At 55.7% G+C, this 23,434-nt stretch carries 13 protein-coding genes and 2 riboswitches; all 13 genes read right to left on the bottom strand.

What is annotated here, in order from left to right:
• Window positions 1-58: 58 nt before the first annotated feature.
• Window positions 59-1,147: a methyl-accepting chemotaxis protein gene (locus HMPREF9334_RS10580; RefSeq protein WP_039957532.1), complete on the bottom strand. Its 1,089-nt coding sequence runs from the start codon at window positions 1,145-1,147 to the stop codon at window positions 59-61.
• A gap of 156 nt (window positions 1,148-1,303) precedes the next feature.
• A complete protein-coding gene (locus tag HMPREF9334_RS10575) occupies window positions 1,304-1,822 on the bottom strand; it encodes a hypothetical protein (protein WP_006693457.1) in 519 nt (172 codons plus the stop codon).
• A 96-nt stretch (window positions 1,823-1,918) separates the two neighbouring features.
• Window positions 1,919-10,129, bottom strand: coding sequence for an autotransporter outer membrane beta-barrel domain-containing protein (locus HMPREF9334_RS11410; protein ID WP_006693456.1), 8,211 nt, complete (start codon window positions 10,127-10,129; stop codon window positions 1,919-1,921).
• A gap of 234 nt (window positions 10,130-10,363) precedes the next feature.
• Window positions 10,364-10,536: riboswitch (cobalamin riboswitch) on the bottom strand.
• Window positions 10,537-10,546: 10 nt separating this feature from the next.
• Window positions 10,547-12,472: a TonB-dependent receptor plug domain-containing protein gene (locus HMPREF9334_RS10560; protein ID WP_006693455.1), complete on the bottom strand. Its 1,926-nt coding sequence runs from the start codon at window positions 12,470-12,472 to the stop codon at window positions 10,547-10,549.
• A 239-nt stretch (window positions 12,473-12,711) separates the two neighbouring features.
• A riboswitch (cobalamin riboswitch) is annotated at window positions 12,712-12,956 on the bottom strand.
• Window positions 12,957-13,093: 137 nt separating this feature from the next.
• A complete protein-coding gene (locus HMPREF9334_RS10555) occupies window positions 13,094-14,062 on the bottom strand; it encodes a TIM barrel protein (RefSeq protein ID WP_006693454.1) in 969 nt (322 codons plus the stop codon).
• Window positions 14,063-14,160: 98 nt separating this feature from the next.
• Window positions 14,161-16,329: a TonB-dependent receptor gene (locus HMPREF9334_RS10550; RefSeq protein ID WP_006693453.1), complete on the bottom strand. Its 2,169-nt coding sequence runs from the start codon at window positions 16,327-16,329 to the stop codon at window positions 14,161-14,163.
• A 33-nt stretch (window positions 16,330-16,362) separates the two neighbouring features.
• Window positions 16,363-17,100, bottom strand: a complete 738-nt coding sequence (locus tag HMPREF9334_RS10545; RefSeq protein ID WP_006693452.1) for an energy transducer TonB — start codon at window positions 17,098-17,100, stop codon at window positions 16,363-16,365.
• Between the two features lies 1 nt (window position 17,101).
• Entirely contained in the window at window positions 17,102-18,133 is a 1,032-nt protein-coding gene (locus HMPREF9334_RS10540) for a FecCD family ABC transporter permease (RefSeq protein WP_006693451.1), read from the bottom strand.
• Window positions 18,130-18,972 (bottom strand): ABC transporter ATP-binding protein, encoded by an 843-nt coding sequence (locus HMPREF9334_RS10535; protein ID WP_006693450.1) that lies wholly within the window; start codon window positions 18,970-18,972, stop codon window positions 18,130-18,132. The genes HMPREF9334_RS10540 and HMPREF9334_RS10535 overlap by 4 nt, the downstream gene beginning before the upstream one ends.
• Window positions 18,973-18,997: 25 nt before the next feature.
• Window positions 18,998-19,978 carry an ABC transporter substrate-binding protein gene (locus tag HMPREF9334_RS10530; RefSeq protein ID WP_006693449.1) on the bottom strand — a complete coding sequence of 327 codons (981 nt, stop codon included), beginning with the start codon at window positions 19,976-19,978 and terminating at the stop codon, window positions 18,998-19,000.
• Window positions 19,979-20,036: 58 nt separating this feature from the next.
• Window positions 20,037-21,308: a nitrogenase component 1 gene (locus HMPREF9334_RS10525; protein WP_006693448.1), complete on the bottom strand. Its 1,272-nt coding sequence runs from the start codon at window positions 21,306-21,308 to the stop codon at window positions 20,037-20,039.
• Window positions 21,301-22,605: a nitrogenase component 1 gene (locus HMPREF9334_RS10520; RefSeq protein ID WP_006693447.1), complete on the bottom strand. Its 1,305-nt coding sequence runs from the start codon at window positions 22,603-22,605 to the stop codon at window positions 21,301-21,303. Before HMPREF9334_RS10520 ends, HMPREF9334_RS10525 begins: the two co-directional genes overlap by 8 nt.
• Window positions 22,595-23,407, bottom strand: a complete 813-nt coding sequence (locus HMPREF9334_RS10515; protein WP_006693446.1) for a nucleotide-binding protein — start codon at window positions 23,405-23,407, stop codon at window positions 22,595-22,597. The genes HMPREF9334_RS10520 and HMPREF9334_RS10515 overlap by 11 nt, the downstream gene beginning before the upstream one ends.
• Window positions 23,408-23,434: the final 27 nt, after the last annotated feature.

Genomic DNA, 23,434 nt, shown 5'->3' with positions numbered 1-23,434 from the left:
AACGATGCTGCTTATGGGGGACTGCTATTGTTTTCAAGGCAATGCTAATGCCAGCAAATCACAGCTTCTTGGACAGCTCCTCAATGTTGTCGGACATCGCTTTCGCTTCCTCGACAGAGGCACTGATCTCCTTCATGTTCGCCGCCTGATTCTCAATCATCCCGTTAATAGACTTAACGCGCTCAGCGATATGACTTGCCGCCTTCTCCATCGATTCGAGTGCCTCGAAGATCTTACTTGCGGCATCGCGGCTGCTGTCGGCAAGTTTTCTGACCTCCTCCGCTACAACGGAGAAGCCGCGTCCTGCCTCGCCCGCGCGTGCAGCCTCGATGGAGGCATTCAGTGAGAGAAGGTTCGTCTGCTTCGAGATCGTCATAACAAGTTCGGACATCTTGAGCGTGTTCTCTGTCTGGCTGCGCGTATCCTCCGCAGCCTTCGTGATCTCCTCCTGTACGTTCGAGATCTCCATCGTGCGCTCCATCGTTTGGCTCACACTCTCCGTGATCGTATCAATCGACGCATACAGGCTGCTGAGCATCGTCTCAAGCTCGCCGTAGAACTTCTCCTTCTTCTGCGATGTCTGAGCCAGCACCTCCGATTTCCGCTTTTCCTCGTCGATATCGACAAAGACGCCGATGATCTCCTCAGGATGCCCGCTCTTGTCGCGTACGACATTGCCGGATGCATGATACCAGCGGTAACTGCCGTCATGAATTTTCAGCCGGTAGTCCGCATCGTACGGGGTACGTCCACTGAGATCCTTGATGCAAGCATTAAAGGAAGAAAACGTCCCCTCTACATCATCCGGATGCAGACGCGAGCTCCACGACTCGATCGTATTCGGGAAGTCCGACTCGCCACGGAAACCGATCATACGGCGGAACTCATCCGACCAGATCGCGTAGGCAATACTGAAATCCGGATTGATCTTCATATACCACATTCCAGACTTGACCGCCTCATTGACCGTGCGCAGACGGAACCTCTGGTATTCCAGCTCCTCGTTCACACAGTCGATCAGCGCGTTCAACTCAGCGGCATACGGCTCACCACCGTGTAGCTTCGTGAAGAGCTCGTTCTTCTTATGCTCCGCGACAATCCCCTGAATCGTCCCTGCAAAATCCTGTCCCGCATTCTTATCAAGCATTACATTCCCTCCATCGTTTCGTGACACATAATCGACGTATTAATATACTACCACACTGTTCATCTAATGAAAATATCTATCGAAATATTTTTTGCAGAAGAGAAAAGCTGCCGGAAATTTTTCTCCCGGCAGCTTCCTTAAGAATCTCGAAAGATCTCAGGCCTCGCTCTTCTCGTCCCGTTCTTTGCTCCACAGCTTCGCCATAACATCCGGATACAACGCGTTCAAATGCCCTTGAATCTGGTTCAAGAGTGCCACGATGAGTGAGGGATCGAATTGATCGATCCCGGACGGAATGCTGCAGGTCAGGAGTACATTGCCCATCTCATCACTGCCATATTTCAGCATGCGATACTGATCGTTTAGGTCATTCAAATACACTGCAACGCCGGGCTTCTTCTCCGCTGTCACAAGCTGCGCGGCAATCTCCACCTGGATCAGCGTGTAGACGCTGTCATCGATCAGGATCATGAATGGCAGACTCTGTCCCTGTACGGGGAGATTGCTGCGAAAGACGTGCGAATGTACAGCGTCCCCGACCTCGTGCTCCTGCACGCCGCCGATGTTCTCTTTCTCGATATACGTGCGAAATGCCGCTGCCTTTGTTGCTGCGACTGCCGACTCTTCTGCATTCTCGACAACCATTTCCGGTGCCTCTACTTTATTTTCGATCATACGACCTGTATTCCTCCTATTTCTACCACTTTGTACATACACAGGAAGCTAGGCGGGCAAAATTCATCTGCCCGCCGCAGCGCCCTGCATCTCCAATCAGAAGTTCCAGCGGATACCGGCATCCATGCGCCAAGCTGTCTTGATATCGCCGGCAAACGTCTTCTCGAAGTTGCCATAGACATTCGTCCGGTCGCTGAGTTTCAGCGTACCGCCAAGCTGCACACCGATCCAGGTATCCTTGCCCTCCTGATGTGTGGTCTTCCACGAATTCGTTCCGTCTGAGTAGTCCGTCGACAGATCACCCGCAAATTCATGATAGAGCGATACCTTTGCAAAGTATGTGCTGCGCGCCGTCTCCTGACCAAATCCGAGGCCGATCCGTCCGATCAGACTGTTCATTGCGCCCTGCCGCACATGCATACTCTGCCCCACATAGTCCGTCAAACCGACGTAGTTGACACCCTGCAGATGACTGTAGATCACCTCGATCTGCGGCTCAAAGAAACTACCGCCCTTCTGAGCAATCCGCCTGCCGTATTCTGCCGAGACCGAACTACCCCATGTATGGAAGTCGCCCTTGACATAGTGACTGTACTCGTTGTAGACCGTGTACTCATTCTGAAGCCTGCCCACCTTGGCAATGACATCGACATATTGACCAGACTTACCCGTCCACGTGCCGTAGATACCGAGATTTCCCTCCTTGTTCTTCCCGCTGCCGCTGGCATAGCTCGAGCTGCCGCTCATATAGCTGCCCGCAACGCCGACCCGCCAAGAGTCACTGACCTTCTTATCGTAGCCGACCTGGATGGTCGAATAGTTCATATGGAAGTTCGCATTATCCTTGTTGCTGGTCGACTTGCCGCGGTAGACGCGCGCCCAGATACCTGCGTCCTCAGGCGAGAGACGCAGATCGCCCATGCGCTTCATGAGATCGTTCGCCTCTGCACGCCATGCCATCGACGATGCCGTCATGGCGGACTTGACACCGCTCATCAGCTTCGTCTCGTAATCGCCATACTCAATCTTCGGCTGCGGCTTGGGATTCGGCGTCGGCGGTTTTGGGTTGGGTCCCGGCGTCGGCGGCTTCGGATCAGTGCCCGGTGCCGGCGGCTTCGGATCAGTGCCCGGTGCCGGCGGCTTCGGATCAGTGCCCGGTGCCGGCGGCTTCGGCATCTTTACAGAGCCCTGCCCGTTCGATTCCTTCCAGTCCATATCAGCCCTTTTGAGCGTCTTGGAGGATGCGGTCAGCCCCTCGGAGATCGTCGCCTCTCCCTTCAGGTTCCGTTCACCGTTTTTATAACCGTCATAGTAGAGCTTTCCAGCAAGTGCATTGAGCGCCTTATATACCTGTGTTTCATTCGTCAGGTTGAGTCCGTTGCTGTCCGTCACCATTGTAACATAGGAGTTTGCTTCGGCCTTCTTGATGTGCACATCACCTGCTGTGTAATCCTCAGCTTTCGTACCGTCACCAACATGCTGATAGATGAGCTTCATATTACCGGTGTAGGTGTCGATCGTCAGCTTGTGCGGATCGTTCTGCCTGAGGATGCCCTTGTCCGCCTGCAGACGCGTGACGCGGCTGTCGATGGAGATACCCTTGGCACTGTTGGACTCTCTCTTATGATGGTAACCCCTGCCGACCTGCTTATGCTCCCATTCAGCGCCATTGGCGAGCAGCATGGACACATCGCCGGGGTTGTAGCCCCATTTGCCCAGTACACCGTCGATAATGCCGTTGATGTCGGTCGATACCAGTCCCTTGAAGAAGGAGTTCTTATTGTTCAACCCCAGGACAACGTGACCGCCGCCCTCTGCGCTGATGTCGCCTGTGATCTGCACAGGACGCGTGTTCGAGGTCGCAACGACCTTGCCGTTTTCGAGCTTGGCGTTGACCGAGACCGTGCCACGTGAGTAGGCAGCAATGGATGCGACATCCTTCCCCTTGATGATACCACCACCAATGGAGATCCGTGCACCATGCGATTCGATCGCACGCCACATCCGCGAGTCAATGTCAACCAGACCCTTGATGTCAACCTCTGCACTTCCCGCATTCCTGCGTGCCTCGATCGCGCCAAAGTCCTCCCCCGTATTCTTCACACGGATTTTGACGGCATTCGCCGGATCATCGTCATTCTCGATAACGAGTTTTGCCTTGCCGTGCCCGCTCGGATGAGAGGGGTTCCCCGGATAGCCCATGACGAAGATTCCACGCCCGTACAGGCTGCCCTTGGGGTCGGACTCGATGGTCATACCCTTGACATTCTTGATGCGCAGCGTTCCGCTGTAGACGGTGATGGCATTCGGCGTGCGCTCCCAACCGGCGTTCGGTCCCTGTCCCGGCAGGAGGCCGTGACCACCAGGACCCGCCTGAATGTCGAGGCGATGTCCGGTCATGTCGATCGAACCGTCAACGTCACCGTTCCAGTAGATCGTGCCAAACTTGTTGTCCTTTGCCGAGATGACAGGATTGTCCGCCGCACTGGTGATGAGCTTCATGTTCTTGCGGAAGGTATAGTTGCCCTTGCCGTCATAGACGCCCTTCGCCTTCCAGTAGGCTTTCGTCTCGTTCGCATCGAAATTGGATTCGGCGATCTGCTTGTGAACGGTCTCCTCCGTCAGCGGATTCGTCTCCGTGGACTTCACATAGGCACGCCCGTTGGATTCCCAATAATCCATATCACCTGTGCGCAGTGTCCGTGAGGAGGTCGTCAGACCTTCGGCAATGGATGCCTTGCCCTTGAGATTCTTCTCCCCGTTCTTTGCCCCTTCGTAGTAGAGCTTGCTCGCCAGAGCGTTGAGCGTCTTGCGTACCTGCGTCTCATCGGACATCGTGATGCCGTTGCTGTCCGTCACCATGGTGATTTCGGAGTTCGGTGCCGCATGTTTGATGTGCGTCTCGCCGAAGAACTTGGACGAGTCGAGATGCCCCTTGTCCGTGCCATAGTCCTCCGTTTCCGTACCGGCGTTCACATGGGAATAGTAGAGCTTCACACTGCCCGAGAAGTTGTCAATCGTGATGTTCTTGTTGGATTTCTGGAAGATCGCGCCGCCATTGGCTCTCAAATGCGTGAGATGGCTTTCATCGAGCCGGTCACTGCCGCTGCCCACCGACTCATTGATCCACCGTGCGCCATTACCGAGGAAGAGTCGCGTATTGGCATTATACCCCGCCGTACCAATGAGTCCCTTGATGTAGGAATCCTTCGTGGCAAGCGCCGCGCCAAACGTACCGCCGTTAAACACGTTGCCGACTACGATGTTGCCTTCCACCTTCACATCGCGCGTATCGGAGACTGCCTTTACACTATCCCCGTCATCTTCCGCGTTGATGTAGACCTTGCCCCCCTTGGAAATCTGTACCGCCTTTGCATTGGGACCACGCGCGATGAGGGAGCCGCCGCCGATGCGGATCTCGCCGCCGTCGGCATGGAGGAGATCAGCCCCCTCCTGCTCGATGTCCACGAGCCCCTCGATCGTGACGCGTGCATCCGCACCCTTCTTCTTCGCCACAATGGCGGCCGCCTTATCGCCGCTCGCCGTATTGCGGATCTTGACGATATGTTCCGGCGCGTCTCCGTTTTTGATGACGAGATTCGCTGCCTTTCCATCCCTGCCTTCGGCATAGATGGCACTCGCCGCATTCTTGGAGCCACTGATGCTGATGTCTACCGCCCCGGCATTCTTGACGGTAAGGCTGCTGCCCACGAGATGAATGCCCCCGGCACGCTTCGTATCGCTGTCCGCCGTCGATGTGAGCGTCAGCTTCTGCCCCTTCATGTCAATGCTGCCGTCTTTGTTCTTGTAGAGGATATTACCCACTGTGCCGTCGATGGCGTACGGGCTCGTCGATGCCTTGGCATGGAGTGCAGCGCCCTTGGCGAAGGTGTAGTTCGCGGCATCGTCTCTAAGATTCTGCTGCTTCCACTTCTCCGCCTGTGCTGCACCGGCAGCCCCCAGCTCCGCGATCTGATCCTCTGTGTCCACGGGCTGCGGCACGGGCGGCGGTGTCGGCGTATCCGTCTTCACGCTACCCTGACCATTCTCCTTCTTGAAAACGATCTCGGATGTTTTCAACTCTGCTGAGGAGGAGGTCAGCCCCTCGGCGATCATCGCCTTGCCTTTGAGATTGGTCAGACCGGAGGTTGCTCCATCGTAGTAGAGCTTGCCCGCCAAGGCGTTCAGCACACTTCGGACCTGCGTTTCATTCGCCATGTTAATGCGGTTGTTGTCCGTCACCATCGTGATGAAAGAGTCCTGCTTCGCTGCGGCGATGGTTACGTCGCCCGCCTTGTAGTCCGCAGCCTTCGTCCCGTCGTTCTCATGCTCGTATATGACCTTCATGTTGCCGCGGAACTCATCAATATGGATCTTGCGCTTATCCTTCTGACGGATGATACCGCGATCGGCATTCAGCCGCTTGACACGGCTGTCGCCTACCTCTGCTTTGCCGTTCTTATCCTGCATGACATCGCCGTACTTGATATGCTCCCAAGTACCGCCGTTCTTCAGGACGAGATAGCCGTCACCCTTTGCCGGTTCCCAGTTGTTTTGGGGCCATGTATAGAGATCTGTGGTATAGAGACCCTTGAAAATAGAGTTTGGCGTAACAATGCCGATGTGGGCGGCGGCAGAACCTGCCTTCACCTGCACATCCCCATAGATCTGTACATCACGCCCCTCGTGCATGGGAACAACATTGCCATCGCTGTCCAGCTTGGCGTTGATGTACGCCTTGCCCGGCGAGTTGACATAGAGCGCCGCTGCACCGCTGGAGACAATCTTGCCGCCGCCGATGCTGAGCTCTCCTCCATCGACGACAATGCCGCGCGGTGCCGTTATATCGACCATACCGTCGATCGAAAGACGTGCCGCGCCATTATAGCTCTCAAGGTAAATCCCCTTGTCTTTCGACTCGATCTTGACGGTGTGTGCCGTATCGCCCGCATTCTTGATGTGGAGATTTGCGTTGCCCTTTGTGCTGTCACCGACCAGATGGATACCGTTGTCATGCGCCTTGATCGTCGTCGTGCCGAGCGAGTTCATCGTGAGTGTGCCGCCATTCACGAGAATGCCCGTGGACTCATTTCCACGCCGCTCACCGGACTGTGTACGGGCATCGCCCTTGCCGGTGTCGATAGAGAGCGTATGTCCATTCATATTGATATTGCCGTTTTTGCCCTTGCCCCAGAGGATGCCGGCAAAATCATAGCGGCTGTATTCATTATGCGCCTTGACAGGGTTGTCCGCCAGACTTGGCGTGAGCGAGAGATCGCTTTGGAAATTGTAGGTGGAACCCGTGCGGACCCCCTTTGCATCCCAATGCGACTGCTCCGTCGCCGCGCCCTCCCATGCACCTTCTGCGATCTGCTTGCCGCCGGTGGCAGGTGGTGGTGTGGGGGGTGTTTCCGGCTTCTTGACACTGCCCTGCCCATTGGGCTTGAACGTAATATCACGCATATTGACGGAGGCGGAAGAGGCAGTCAATCCCTCGGCGATCATCGCCTTGCCCTTGAGATTCTTCTCGCTGCCTGCGGCATCGTAGTAGAGCTTGCCTGCCAGGGCGTTCAACGTCTTGTAGACCTGTTCCTCGTTCGCCGTATTGACATTCTGTCGATCCGTCACCATCGTGATGGAAGAACCTACGGCAGCCTTTTTGATATGCGTATCGCCCGCCGCATAGTCCAAGGCTTGTGTGCCGTCGCCCGTATGCGCATAGAAGAGCTTTGCTGTACCGGCGTAGTGGTCAATGGTCAGCGGTCTGCTGTCCTTCTGGAAAATCGAGCCATTCTGCGCCGTCAGATGTGTCACATGACTCCCGTCATGACTGCCGTCATACGGATCACCTACCGCTTGGTTCTCCCAACGTGCACCATTCGCAAGAAGCAGACGCGAGTTTGCACTCCGTTCAGGGCGGTCGGTATCCTGGTTCGTATAGATCAGCCCTTTGAGGTAGGAACGCTCCGTATTCAGTGCCGCACCAAAGACAGAATTCTCCCCATAAACCGTCACATTTCCTTCGATATGCACATCGCGCTCTGTGGATATCGCTTTTATGCCATCCCCATCGACTGCTGCATTGATATAAGCCTTACCCGCTGTACCAACGGTCACGGCTCCGCCTGTATTGCCCTTGGCGATGATGCGTCCGCCACCGATACGGATTTCGCCGCCTGCCCCCGCATCGACGAGAAAATCGCCCTCCTGTTCAAGATCGACAAGGCCTTTGATGTCAACAAGCCCATCTTTTGCACGAATGACAGACGACTTTTCACCTGTTGTGGTATTGCGAATCTTCACAGCATGATCCGGGTTATTGTCATTGGAAATGATGACTTTGCCGGCTGTATCGCCTTTTCCCGAAACATAGATTCCACCCATCGAACGACCGGTGCCGGAGATATTGATGTCTACGCCGCCCGCGTTCTTGATCTCCATGGTGTTTCCTATGACAGAAATACCGGTGGCAAACGGGCGGGTTGCTCCGTTGTCTGCCAATGTATGAAGGGTCAGTTTATGACCTTTCATATCAATGTTCATCCCGTTCGCTGCCTCATCACCCAGGAGAATATTGCCGCCAAAATATCGTTTCAGGTTTAACGGGCTGCTTCCCGCCTTGGCACGGAGGACAACATCCCGGTCAAAGGTATAGTTTCCGTTCCCATCGCTATAATTCTGCGACTTCCACTGAGCACTCTGGGCAGCGCTCGCCGCACCAACCTCGGCGATCTGCTGCTCGGTATCCAGTGCCGTCGATGGCGGAGCAGGCGGCGTTGTACCGCCACCCGGTGTGACCGGAGGCAGTGGATCTGCTGCCGTGCCGGAGGCGCTGCCCTTTCCATCCGTCTGAGAGAAGTTCATCTTCTCGACACTGAGCGATGCCGACGATGCGGTCAGCCCCTCGGCGAGCATGACCCGTCCCGTGAGTTTATTCTCACCGTTCTTTGCCGCATCGTAGTAGAGCTTGCCCGCGAGTGCATTCAACGTGCGATGCACGGCATTCGGATCTGTCGTTGTAACACCCGTACGATCGGTCACCATCGTGACAAAGGAGCCGGCCGCTGCCTTCTTGATGTGCGTATCGCCCGCCGCATAGTGGGAGGCATCGGTGCCGTCACCCGTATGCTGATAGTAGATCTTCTGCCGACCTTCATACTCGTCGATCGTCAGCGTGCCCTTATCATTCTGGAAAATATTCCCCTCATTGCCATTGGTGCTCGAGAGCTTGGCAAGCCGTGTGCCGCGTCCGTTATTCGACGTATCCCATGTCGCGCCGTTTTTGAGATAGAGGGTCGTGCTTCCCTTTGTCGTTGCCTCGGTGCCGCCCGTCCACTTGGAATCCGCTCCATTTAGACCGAGGTACACCTCTCCCTTTCTGCCACTCCTCTCCTCCATATGAATCGAACCTGCAAGCACTGTCTTTGTCGTACCTGCATCCGTCCCGTCCTCGTTGACACCGAAATAGACCTTGCCCGCGCCGCGCAGCCACATGAGCCACTGATCGCGCGCCGTGTTGTCCGCTACCTTGAACGTACCGCCACCGATGCGGACGATGCTGTTCTGCGCATCTTCATACTCCGAACCGAGCTGAATGCCGCGCTGAATCTTCTGATGGTCAATATCCACGCTGCGGATATTGATGTTGTTGTCCTTGCCGAGGACATGGATGCCGTAGATGTTCGGCGAGCTCTGAGGACCCAACCCAAACTCTGTCCAGTAGTGATAGAGATTGGCATCCGGCTTTATCGTGAACGTACCGTTGAGGTTCAGCGTCGCCTGCCCCGGCGCCCAGATGCCGCGCACCTCCTCCTTGCCTGCCCACAACTCTTTGATTTCCACATCCGCATTGATGGTTGACCGCATCGGCCCTCTCGCATACTCATCGAAGCGGATGCCGCTCGTCGCACCGCCCTTTCGACCCGCACCCTGCCACTCGCCATGTGCAGCAATGGTGATGAGACGATTCGGTGCTGACGGATTGTTCCTATCGCTGTCAATGGTGAGCGACGCTTTGCTGCGGATATAGATGCCGGATCCACGATTATCGGGCTTCTTCAGATCGCGAATATCAAGACCGAGGTTATGCCCTGCCATATCAATCGTACGCGTCCCATCGGCTTGGACAGCGCCGCTAGCCAGTCCCAGATTACTCTTATTCGCCTTGACCTGCGTATCTTCGGTCAGCGTCGTATCTTCTTTGATCGGGCCTCGATCCGCTGCCCACGCCGGTACCTGCCATGCACCGGCGAGCAGGGCTGCGGCGATCCCGAGCGCCAACCGCCTCGTACGCGCTGTGTTCTTCATGTCGAATAATCTCCTTTCGTGTCATGCAGACGGGCACGCCATCTGCATCTGTCAAGCAAATTGCCATAATCAGCGATTCCCTAAAAGCCAACCAGCTTTCTATACAGCACTCTGTTCTCACTCCTTCCGAGCATTAAAAAACGCGACACAAAAGAGCACCTAAAATCTGTGCAAAGATAACGATGTCATCCTGACACACATTCCAGCTGCATCATCTTGTATCGCGCAAGTGACGTTAAGATATAGAAACAGGCGGCACTCTGACTCGGTTCATCATCCTCCCATCTCTTTGTGAGAGACGTACGATGGCAGGACTCCCCATACAGTTGCGGAACAGCTCCGGATTCGCACCGGATTCCCCGCATTCTGCTTCCTACGGTTATGAAATTTATTATTCTGATACAGGTATACTGCTCGTCAGAAGCTCTGTTCGATCCCGATCATGAAGTTGCGGCCGGGTGCCGTCCACCACTGTCCGGGACCTCCCCACTTCACATTGGAATGCTCGGCATAGAACTGGTTGAAGATATTGTTCGCTTTCAGATAAATCTTTGTCGCGTCAGCGATCTGGTAGTTCATCGCAAGATCGACGACCCAATAATTGTCGATCGGGAATGCCCCGTTCACGGGACCCGGACGACCGATCATACCGCGTGCAAGAAGCGAGGAATCAAAATCGCGGTTGCGGTAGTCCAGTCCGATGTTCCACTGATCTTTCGGCAGATAGCCGTCGACATTCACGTCGCGCTGCTCCGTCTTTCCGATATGCGTCAGCGTATATCCAAGACGTGTGCGCCAATGGGAATCCATGCGTTTTGTAAGCTGCAACGACCAGCCATGTGCGTCCTCATCTCCGACATTGATGTTCTGATAGGTCACAGGATGATAGCCGATGCGGTTCTTCGAGTGGCGCATGAAGTAGCTCGCCGTGAGGCTGAGCCCCCTGCCAAAGTCACGTGCGATGCCAATCTCCTTCGTATTGCCCGACTCTGGTTTGAGTTTCGCATTCCCATAGGTCGGCGCATAGAGCTGATTCGGCGTCGGCGTGATAAAGTACTCGCTATAGGAAACATAGGCGTGCGTCATCGGGTCGATGTCGTAGCCGAGACTGACGCTCGGGCTGTTGTGGCTGCCGAACGCAGAGTTGCTGTCATGGCGAATGCCCGCCGTGAGCTTCAGTGAGGGCAGAATGCTCCACTGATCCTGCAAATAGAAGGAACGGTTCAAAAGCGTGCGGTCATCAATGCTGACACTTCCACCGTTCTTGATCGTCGTATCGTCCTTCGTAAACTCAAAGCCCGCCGTCAGCAGGTGATCGCCGAGCTGCTTGTCGAACTGGTCACTGAACCTCCACGTCCGAACGTCAAATTCGTAGAGCGAGCCGAGCGGTGTCCATGTTCCATAGGTAAAGATGTCATAGTCATATTTACTGCGGGAGACGCTCATCTGGTTCTTCGTCGTGTCGTTGATCTGCACGTTCCAGATCAGACTGCCGTCAAAATGGTCATAATTCCCGCGGTTGATATGCAGCCCCGCCCGCTTTTCATGGAGCGCCTGATAGCGATCCGAATCCTTGTAGGAGCGGAAGTCGATGCCAAGATAGGATGCCTTGCTCAACTGTTTTCCGACATGTGCATTGATTGAGTCGGCGTTGAGCTCGGAGGGGGTTTTATCGCCGTGTGCATCCTTAAAGTCGCCGCTCTTGTCCTTCTGGTACTTGACGCGCCAATCCCAGCCGTTCGCGCCACCCTCGTTCGCGACACTATAGAGCTGACGGCTGTAACTGCCGTAGCCGATGCCGAGCGTCGTTTTCATCCCCTGTGCCTTCTTCGTGATGATGTTGATAACGCCGCCCTTGGCATCCGAACCGTAGAGGGTCGATGCCGAGCCATGCAGCACCTCGACACGCTCGATGCCACTGAGATCCTTCAGCGCAGATGTCAGAGACGCAGCAAAGCCGCCTGCATAGTTCTGCCGGACACCGTCGATGAGCAGGACGACATCCTCCGAACCGTTGATGTAGAACTTGGTGCTGTTGTTATATCCCGCCGGCGCATACTGATTGACAGTAACACCCGGCACATCGCGCAGCGCCTGTGTCAGATCGGTATAGTGACGACGCTCGATGTCTCTGCCTGTAATCACCGTGATATTCGCATCTGCCTTCAGTTCCTTGTTCGGCGTGCGCGTCGCTGTGACAACCGTCTCCCCAAGCGCATGTTCATCCGCAGAGCCAGTCGTATCAGCAGCAAACACGTGCCCCCCCCCTGTGGACAGCACTCCAAGGGTAAGTGCGGCAGCAACAGCCATACGAAGCCTTTTCTCGGCTCCCCTCTTCTTCATTCTGAACTCCTCCTAAATTTTCTACTCTTTGGTAGTTTATATTATCTGTCACCGAAAAGTCTCAGCAACCAGACAAAAGCATTCCATCAGTACATTCAAATCATGCACAAAATGTATAGAAAATTAAGAAACCCCTTCCTGCTATGCAGAAAGGGGCAGACTCATACGAGAAGAAGTATAGTGAATATCTACTATAAAACTTTACTGTGCAATCCCTTCCCTGTCGCTCGCAGGTAAAAACAGTGATTGTCCATCAGGCAGTTCTCCTGGCTCCAGGTCATCGCTCTCCTGCGCCTTCCCAAGGAACGGATTCCTCAGTGACATATCAGAAATACAGATACATTCTGTATTCCCATGCAGGTTCACTCGCTGTTACAGTGGCGGGACCGCTTTGGCATAGGGTAAGGACAGCGCAGCTTCGCGGCTGTCTCCCTTTACCAAATTCTCTATTAAGTCTTTCGACACCTGATTCAATGGATATTTAGTTTTCTAAAACTTTATCAATCAGACTATAATACGAGATTATACTCCTGTCAAGTAAAAAATACAGAACATTGAAGGAATCGCTGATAAAAAGTGGTGCGGTTGAATTTATCAGTGCTTCCATAATTTTTGAAAACTCTACAAAAAGCCCAAGGCTCGACGCTGCGTAAGAAGTTTGTTCTCCGCATCGCTGCGCGAACGCTGTTGAAACTCATGCACGAGATACGCCGGCTGAACGGTGTCGACGATGCGCCGTGCCGCCTCTGTCTGAAACGGCTGGTGCAGATCCACCTGCAGAACGTACTCCATCGCCTCTCGCCAGTCCAACGGCTCATGCTCGTCCGCGTGCCGGCGCATCATTTCCTTCGTATACGCGCCCGAAATGGACTGGTGCAAATGGACACCATAGACACGTTTCCCGATTTCACCGAGATCACGATAGATTTTCTCCACATATGCCGCGCCGTCCGCCTCACTCGACAGGTCAAAATTCGTATTCATCAGATGTCCTGTGTCCAACATAAAACCTGTATCAGCGTAGCTCACTTGCTCTAGGAGCATGGCGGCAAGGCGTGGCTGACAGAAGGTCAGCCCCGGCCACCAGAGATTTTCAAAGAGGAGTTTGCAGTCCTGCGGCATTTCGCTCACGATCTCATTCACAAGTTCGATGCTCATGCGGATAACGTCCTCATCCGATGCGGAGAACTCCCGCGTATACATCTCCGATGTGCGGTTGTGTGCAACGTGAAATACGACATAATGCGGTCTGCATTCTGCCGCCCGCCGCAGATTCTCCTTCCACCGCTCCACCCAGTCTGCAACATCCAAAGAACCATAGTAGGCGCGAACATTCTCCTCGCTGCCGAACTCCTCGATGAGCGCCACGCGGTCGCCGCGCCAAAAGTCCAGCCATGTCGGCCAGAACATAAGATGTACCCCCTTGATATATTCAGGGGGGTACATCGCGGGGTCCCACGGCGCACACAACATGAACTCGATGCCGTCAAGACCGTGTTCACGCACGATGGCAGGAACGGAATCCGTATCGTTCCGAAGGATATTCTCCACATCGCAGTCCGCATTGGACAGATTCGTTAATTCAAGCATAGACGCCCCATTCCCGGCACAAATGATAATAGATTCATTCATATCCTAACGCAATTTTCATCATTTGTAAAGAGAGAACACGGGAAATCCGCAATTTGTTAAAAACTATAATTCACACCAAGAGAGTATGTCCTTTCGTTCGTCGCTTCGTATGCATAGAACTTACGGTTCAAGAGATTCTCTATCCCAAACTGGATCTTTGTTCTGTCATCGAGTTTGTAATTGAGATAGAGATTGGTGAGGAAGAAGCTGTCTTCCGATCCATATTCCCCTGTAGCACTGTCCACGCTTTGGCGTGCGCCAACGTATTGTGCATCCAAAATGCCATTGAAGTTCTTATACGTGTAGTCCACGCCAAAACGAACCATGTGTTTGGGCAGATCCCAGTTCCGCTTGGTAACCCCCTTGTTCGTCAGTTCTCCGGATTCAAATGTATAGGTGAGATACGTGCGCCAGTCCCGATTGATGCGGTGACGAATCTCAAGCTCTGCGCCCTTCGTCATCGCTTCGTTCATATTGTAGTAGGCTTTCACGCCGCCAAGTGTTGCAAGGGCAATTTTATCAACCGTATCAATGCGGAAGAACGTGAGCCCGTATGAGGTTTTTGCATTAAGGCTTTGCTTGATGCCGATTTCATAGGTCTGCGAGGTCTCCGGTATCAGATCCGGATTCGCCTGTACCTGCGACATCAAGTTGCCGGCTCTCCGATAGAGTTTATAGATCGAAGGCGGGTTAAAGGATTTTCCAAAGCTTGCATAGAGCATCATATCTTTCTGCGGCGCATAGCTGACAGAGATCTTCGGGCTCCATGCTTGGAACGTCCTATCTTCATAGTCCTTGCGCAATGCACCAATGACGGAATAGCCATCCTTCTTTTCCACCCGATCATAGCGCAGCCCGAGATTCAGCTTCCAGCGGGCATCGAGACGCAGTTCATCCTGGACAAACAATGCGGAGGATATAATGCTGCCCCCGCTCTCTTTGGTCGCACTTCCCGTGACCGACCCCCAGTCTTTCCAGTTCTTTAGGTTATAGGAGCGATAGCTCATATCGTCCTTCATCCAGGAAAGCCCTGCCAAGAGGGAGCTGTTGCCCATCTTCCATTGTTTCTGCATATCGAGATTATAGTTTTGGTTCGGATATTCCGTTAATTCTCCCTTGCCTGCCCACGACACACTCGATGCACTCCTTGCATCAGCACTGGAATACCCATTCTTATAGGTATCGCTGTACCCGATGCCTACCTTAAAGTCGTTCGCGGTATCTTCATAGCGAACCTTATGAATGTCCTGCCCGCGCTGTCCTACATATCCAAGGTAATCTGACGGCTGTGCCTTCACATACCGCCCACTCGGCGTAAGGACAGTACCGGAAAACACCTGTGCCCCATCTGCTCCCCTCAGATAGGAAAACGGATCGTGATAGGAATACTGATACGAATGGTGCATGTAGGAATAGGAAAGCGAACGATTTGCATCAAAGTCATAGTTCAAGTCAATGGAGATATTTTCATTTTCCTTCTTCTTTGCACCTCGGCTGCCTACTACGTATTTTCCGTTGGACAACTGGGGAAGCGTCCCCGTAGCACTCACAGTCCCCGATGATTTTGCGTCAACACTTTTGAAATAGCCTGCCCAACCATCCGATGTGCGTTTCTCGTATCCTGCACGGAGGGAAATCCGTCCCTCCCCGCCAGTAACCTGAACACCGCGCTTCCATGTATTGTTGCTTCCATAGGAAAGTGCGGCGCTCCCATGAATCCCGTCCTTCTCCGTCTTCTTGGTGATGATGTTGATGACACCCGCAACCGCATGCCCACCGTAAAGAGATGATGCCGCACCGCGCACAATCTCAATGCGCTCAACGCTTTCAAGCGGGATGGAGTCCCAGCTCACGCTTCCGTCAAAAGAGTCATTCAGCGGCTGTCCGTTATACATCACGAGAAGGTCAGATCCCGAGTAGCCACGTAAGCTGACGCCGTTTTTCACCTCTGCCGTTGGCGAAACATAAATGCCCGCTTCCCTTGTCAGTGCCTCGCGAATGCTGAACACATTCCGCTTTTCCAGTTCTTTCGCCGTAATCACGGTGATATTCGCGGGGACTTCATTGATGCGGTCCTTCTTCCGCGTCGCCGTCACAACGACCTCGCCGAGTGAGTAGGTCGGCACCTCCTCGTCCGCCGGAGGCACCTCCGCTGCATAGACCTGCCCTGTCATTGCCGAAAGCACAACAGCCGTCGCAAGAAGTTTCTTGTTCCACATCTGCATTATCATTCTCCTTTGTAAAATATCTAAAAAACATCAGTTAAGCTGAAAACGGAAGATCTTTGTCCAGACACCGCGCCGCCCATTGTCCCCCGGATTGAACCGGAATTTCCAGCCTGCAGCAACCGCAGCTCTGTCCATCGCGCGATAGCCCGATGAGGATTCGACATTGACAGCCTCCACAGAACCATCTGCCGCGACTAGAATCTCAATCGTAACAACCCCCTCCACATCATCGTCGATCAGTTCCTGCGGGTAGTCGGGAATCGCCTCTGAGCGAATACTTGCCTCCACGCGTTCCTGCGGCGGTGCAGGAGCACTACCAAGCCCCGCAGCCCCGTCACCACTGCCCTCACCCGTACCACTGCTGCCCGTTTCAACAGAACCGGAACCGGAGGAACTCCTGCCCTGACTGCCGTTATTTCCCGCTGATGCGGGCTGCACGGCATGCGATGCGCTCTGCACCGTGCGTACGGGATTCGTCTGCGGTTTTACCTCTTGCTCCTGTACCTCCTCATGCACGACATTCTTATCCTGCACAACAATGTCATCCACAGTCACCATCGGAGCGGCAGCGGGGGCAGCATCACCGGCGGCACCGCCCGCATTGCCGCCTGCGTCATAGAGTACAACATCAATGGGCTGTGTCTTTCCCGATGGCGCTGCAGCGGAAAACAGTCCCAATGCTGCAGCAATCAGAAACAGGAACAGATGCAGCAGCAAAGAGATACCGAACGCCTTGCGCTCCTCATTCGTTTCCATCCGAACGTCCATGTCATCCCCCTTCTTTTATGTGTCTGCGCAGGAGATACAAAAAGTACGGCGTACCGATAAACGCTGTCATAATGCCGACACGGATCTCCATGCCAGAGAGCAGGATGCGCCCCAGTGAATCACAGAGCACGAGGAACACCGCGCCCGCAAGAAGGCTCGCAGGGAGCAGCCGCCGATGATCGGGGCCGATGAGAAGTCGTACCATGTGCGGTACAACCAGCCCCACAAAACCAATACTGCCGCTGATACAGACCCCCGCCGCCGTCGTGAGTGCGGCAAGCGTGAGAAAGAGGAGGCGGAATGCCGTTACGGGCATGCCCGCCGCACGTGCCTCCACCTCACCGAACGCGAGCAGATTCAGATGCCGTGCGAGGAGCACCATGACAGATACCCCTACGCCGATCGGCCCGATGCCGAGTAGGACATGATCCCAGCGCCGATAGTCAAGCCCCCCGATCGTCCAGAAAAGGTACTGCTGCATCTTCTGCTCGTTCATCACGGTGAGAATCGCTGCCGTACACGCCCCGAGAAACATGCCCACCACAACACCCGCAAGCAGGAGCGTCATGACAGGAATCCGACCGTGCCGCATCGAGAGTGCAACGGTCAAGCTGACCGCGAGGATTGCGCCCGTGAATGCAAAGACGGGCAGTGCGAGCACGTTCCCCGCCGTCACGCCCAACCCAATGGCAAGCACAGCGCCGACCGATGCGCCGCTCGATACGCCGATGATCCCGGGGTCTGCGAGCGGATTGCTGAAGATGCCCTGCAAGACTGCACCCGAGATGCCAAGCCCCGCACCAACCATGATTCCGACGAGTGTACGCGGCAGACGGATGTGCCAGAGCACCGCCTCTTGCTCCGGTGTCACGACGACATCGGTGAGGACCGGAAGTCCTGCCGCATGAGCAAAGGAGGCGACGACCGCCTCCATCGGGATGTCATACTGCCCTGCGCTCATGGACAGGAGAATCGCAAAGAAAAGTGCGCCGATGAGAGCGCACAAAAAGATCTGCACCCGTCCAAAGCTCATGCCGTCACCTTCTCTTTCTCCGGTCTGCCGAGGATCACGCGAAGAAGCTGTGCGTTCTCTCTCCCATCTGCCTCTGCCGCCGTATAGATGTCCGCATGACGTGTCAGCGGGTTCTCGACGACGCGCACGGGCGCCCCGTAGGCTCGCGTCAAGAGTTCATCCGTGAGCACCGATGCCGGCACGCCGTCAGCGAGGAGTGTGCCATGCGCGATCAGCAGCAGACGCGAACAGAAACGCGCAGCAAGACTCAGTTCATGCGCGACCAAGAGAACGGTCTTGCCTGCCGCGGAGAGTTCGCGGCAAAAGCGAAAGATCTCCTCCTGATAGATGAGATCCAGACCCGTCGCCGGCTCATCGAGAAAGAGGACTGGGGTCTGCTGGGCGAGTACCTTCGCAAGCAGAACGCGCTGACGCTGCCCGCCCGACATGGCGTGAAGCGGCTTGTCCGCCAGCTCCAAGACCCCCGTGTATTCCATACACGCCTTGGCGATGGCGTGATCGTCCGCTTTTTCCTGCCGCCACCACGAGAGATAGGGATAGCGTCCCGCGAGCACGATGTCGCGTGCCGTGTAGTCAAATGTCATTTCCACGTGCTGCTGCAAGTATGCGACGCGTCGTGCAAACGCCTTTGCCGAAAGCGTACGGATGTCATCCCCCATCAGTATGGCAGAGCCGGAGAGTGGTGGGAGAATGCCACGCAGCGTTTTGAGGAGTGTACTCTTACCCGCGCCATTGGGGCCAATCAGCCCGACGATCTCCCCCGCGCCGACACGGAACGAAACATCTTCGAGGATGACCTTTCCGTTGTACCCTGCGTAGAGTCCGTCCGTCTGAACCATCGCGTTCAAAAATCATTCCCTCCCATTACTCGACTGCCGAAAGATGTTCATTCTCGGGCTGCTTGAAGTCATCGCCGTAAACACGGTACGCGATCTCCTGTATGCCAAAGACAAAGTCCTGCGAGCAGTTGTAGAGATAGCCCTCGAACGGCTCGGCAAATGACTTGTTTCGGATCGCCCGCAGCGTTTGCAAGGATGGATCGTCCAAATACTCCCTGCGGAATTTCTCCACATCGTACTTTCCATGATCGTTGTACGTCGGCAAAAATAGGATGTCGGGATCAATCTGAACGAGCTGCTCCTTCGTCATCACTTGAAAATCGCGAATGCCCAGCTCTGCACGCCCGTTGATCACGCCCGCATACCGGCAGCCCTCGTCAAAGGCGCTGCCAAGTCCTCCATAGCCCCCCATGAGAGAGATGAGGACGACGCGCTTGCGCTCCGTCTGCGGGATCCGCTCCACCTTTGCCTGAATCTCCGCGAGTTTTGCATCCATCATGGAGAGGATCTTTTGTCCACGTTCCGGCACTCCCGCTGCCTCCGCGAGGAGTTCGACCGTCTCACGAATTTCCGTGAGGTTCGACGCCCCCTTACAGACGACAACCCGCAGCCCGACTTCGCGCAGGGATGGTACCATCGAGAGGTCGCCCCAGTCCGGTACGACGACGAGGTCGGGCTGCAGTGCCATGATCTCCTCTATCGACGGATTGCCGATGCGCTGCGGGATCTTCTTGACAAGCTCCGTAATATTCGAGCTGACAGGGTCGTCAAGCAGGCCGTTGACCGCCGCCATGCGTTCCGGCTCGACCAACCCAAGCATGGTTTGATCCGTCCCCATCGAGAGCGTGACAATGCGCTGCGGCGGCGCAGGGAAGGCAACAACCGTCCCCTCAATATCCGTGACCGTGTACGCCGCAGGTGTTTCCGTATTGTGGTTCGGCAAACCACATGAGATGAGCAGAGCGCTCATGAAGCAAAACAGGAGAAATGTGGCACATCTCTTCATCAAAATCTCGTCCTCCTTATCCGCAATTATACCACAAAATTGACAGTCTACGCCCGCTCTATGAAAGAAAGAGTTTTTTCCGCAAAATACTGCCGTTCCACAGCTGCTCCTCGATGTGACGCGCGCCACGCAGTCCCATAAAGGGTGCCTCGGTCAAGTGCAGTGCATCCTGCACGGGATAGGCGACCGCGAGATACTGTGCGCTCTGCGGGCGTATGTGTGCGGATTCGTTGCTGCTGCCGAGCAGGAGTCCTCCCGTCAGCCCGGTGAGAAGCTCCTGCATCCGCATGGTATCTGTCTCACCCACGATCTCATCCGCGATCGCTGCTGCCTCCCGCGCCCCCTCAGCCGCCACAACGAGATGACATATATCTGCCCACTCTGTCCGCAGCGCCTGTGCAAGCCCCCACGCGACGGAGCGTGGGGCGCGAATGATCGCCGTATCATAGCAGAGATCGCCCCAGAGGCTCTTGCACTCGTTGATGCGCAAAAAATCCGTACGCGTCACGTGCGCGATTTCCTCCTCTGCTGCCTCTCTCCGGGGAGCTGACAGCACGTGTTCAATCTCCGCGAGCCACTTCCGCGTTCCCGCACGTCCGTATGGCGGCAGAGGTGCGATATAGGGTGTGCCGCAGACCTCCTCGATCATATGGGCGCTCGCAAGCCCCAGCTCATCGTGCACCACGATGTTCAGCGATGCCCGCGTCAGCCCGCCCAGTTCCGCTGCAGACATATTGCTGCCAAAGACAGCGTTCACCGCATAACCTGCCGTTTCGAGCAGACGGACAAGCTCGTTCGCATCGTTCCCGCCGCTGCAGTAAGCGCTTGTCATACCGATGAGATTGACGGCGTTTTCCTGCGCCGCACGCCGCTCCGACAAAGCTGTCGAAAGCATACAGCGTGCCGCCTTGTCCCAACCGTCTGCAAAACTGCCGGTAAGTCCGCTCGTGTCGAGCGCGACAATCGGGCAGGACAGCCCCACTCCGCGTGCAATCGCCTCAACATCGTCGCCGATGAGTCCCGCCGCGCAGCTGCTGACGATGGCGAGCAAGGCGGGCGGCTGCTCCACATAGGGCGCAAGAACCTCGCACAGATACTCCTCCGCACCGAATACGATCGCATCGTTATCGAGCTGCGTACAGATCATGCGATGAGAGATCGTCGGCTGACTGTGCTCAATCTGGCGCATCGCAAAAAAATAGCACCAGAGAGGGCCGTTGACAACAATAACAGCATCCTTGATGCCCGCAAAGAACGCCGATGCTCCCGCGAGTGCACAAGTATCCGTGCACATACAGACATCATCGAAGGATGCTTCACGCTCACCCATAGATCAGCCCTCCCCTACTCTCATGCCGATGCAAAATCCGCCGCATATCGCCCAGCAGACGGCACTCCATCGACCAGCCGACCGACGGCAGCAGTGCAAGAAAGAGCTGGCGCAGCTTCGTATCGACAAGCTCATGCGTTGTAAGAACAAAATCCACACTGTGCAGTAATTCCTCTGCCGCAGCCCCTCCCTCATAATGGATGGGGACATCTGTCCGGCGGCGCAGTTCCTCCTCCATCACGTCACGCCGCTCGGGCATAAAGCAGTCGAGCAAAACGACACCGGACAACGTGATGCCGACCTTCTCCAGCAGACGCAGGACAATCTCCGGTCGGAACCATGCAAGATCACGACCGATGGCAAGTGCGCATCTGCGCGTCGCAAGGTCGCTGCGTGCCTTTTCCACGGCAGCGGCAAAGTTTTCCTCCTCCGCAGCAATAGCACGTTCTGCCGCCTCCTCACGGCGACAGAGCTGACCGACACGCCGCATCCAATGGGTCGTCTCCTCTGCTCCGACGGGATATATATCGGCAAGATATGGTGTGCCGAAGCGTTCCTCTATACACGCTGCAAGTTCTGCAAGCTGCGCCTGTTTTTCGTCGTTCATCCAGCGTCCGAGCAGGATGATGAGCTCCGCCTCCGGTACTGCCTGCAATTCATCGAGCGCGAGGTAGGACGGGAACTGTCCCGTCACGCGCAGATCGAGCAGGGAGAGCAGCCGCCGCAGTTCCTTCGCATATTCTCCGTGCATGCCCCCGCAGTCGCCAAGGAGAACCACCGTCCCCTCTTTTCGTGCGGCGGGCTGCATAAAGCGGTCTACAAGCGCACGCGCAGCATCGAGATACCCCGCATAGTATTCGCCGTCGAGAAAGCCGTGCGCGGAGACTGCCATGACAGGCAGCCCGAGTTCCTCCTCCATCTCTGCCGCAACCGCCTTTGTATCATCGCCGATCACGCCGCTGACACAGGAGTTTGCGATAAAGACTGCCTGCGGATGATACTTCTCTGCGGCAAAGCGCACGCACTCCCGCAGCCGCTCCTCCCCGCCAAAGACCGCCTCACTCTCACCCAGACCGCTCGTCAGAAGTGGCACGGGCGAGAGACGCACCGATGCATCCACCGCCGTCAGCTTATGGAAGCTGCTCACATCCATCCCGTGCGCAATATGCGCACATGGGCGCGGACTGTGAAAGATGACGAGCGCACCGCGCACGAACGAAAGCGCACGCCAGACACCGGGCATGCTGCAGCTGCAGTTCGTTCGGCGCACGCCGACGCGCTTGACCTCAATCCCCATAGCGCTCCACCAGTGCTTCCAGTTCCTCGAAGTTCATCGGAGTCGGTACTGTCAGCATTTCATTCGCATCAATTGCACGCGCAAGCCCTACGTAGTGCTGTGCCTGTTCCGACTCCGGCGCGTAGGCGATGAGTGTCTGCCGATGAATCTCTGCCTCGTGCACGGCACGCGCGCGCGGGATATAGGTGATGAGCTGTGTGCCGAGACGTGCGGCAAACGCCGTGAGGAGTTCGCGCTCGTTCAACACGTCCCGCCCGTTGCCGATGATGCCGCCGAGCTTCACTGCGCCGCGTGCGGCAAAACGGCACACGCCCTTTGCAATATTGTTTGCCGCATAGAGCGACATGAGTTCGCCCGAGGACACGATATAGACTTCCTCGGCATACCCCTCGCGTATCGGAACGGCAAAGCCGCCGCAGACCACATCGCCGAGGACATCGTAGAGTACGACATCCAGATCGTCAAAGGCATGGAGCGCCTTCAGACGTTCGAGTGCGACGATGATCCCGCGCCCCGCACATCCGACCCCCGGATCGGGGCCGCCCGCCTCGATGCAGCGAATGCCGCCAGCCCCTTCGTGCACGAGGTCGGCGAGCGTGAGTGCAGCGCCCTTCTTCTCCCGTTCGAGATCGAGAATGGTAGACGGGGCAATACGCCCGAGCAGGAGGCGAGTCGAATCATTCTTCGGATCGCAGCCGATCTGACAGACGCGCCGCCCCATCTGTGCGAATGCGGCGGAGACATTCGCGGCAGTCGTGGACTTGCCGATACCGCCCTTGCCGTAGAACGCAATTTTTTTCATAAGCTCTCCTCATTTCACGGCAGTAAG

Origin of the sequence: Centipeda infelix ATCC 43532, from assembly GCF_000234095.1 — a bacterium.
In the GTDB taxonomy this organism is placed as follows: Bacteria; Bacillota; Negativicutes; order Selenomonadales; family Selenomonadaceae; genus Centipeda; species Centipeda infelix.
This window is presented reverse-complemented; position numbering and strand designations above follow the sequence as displayed.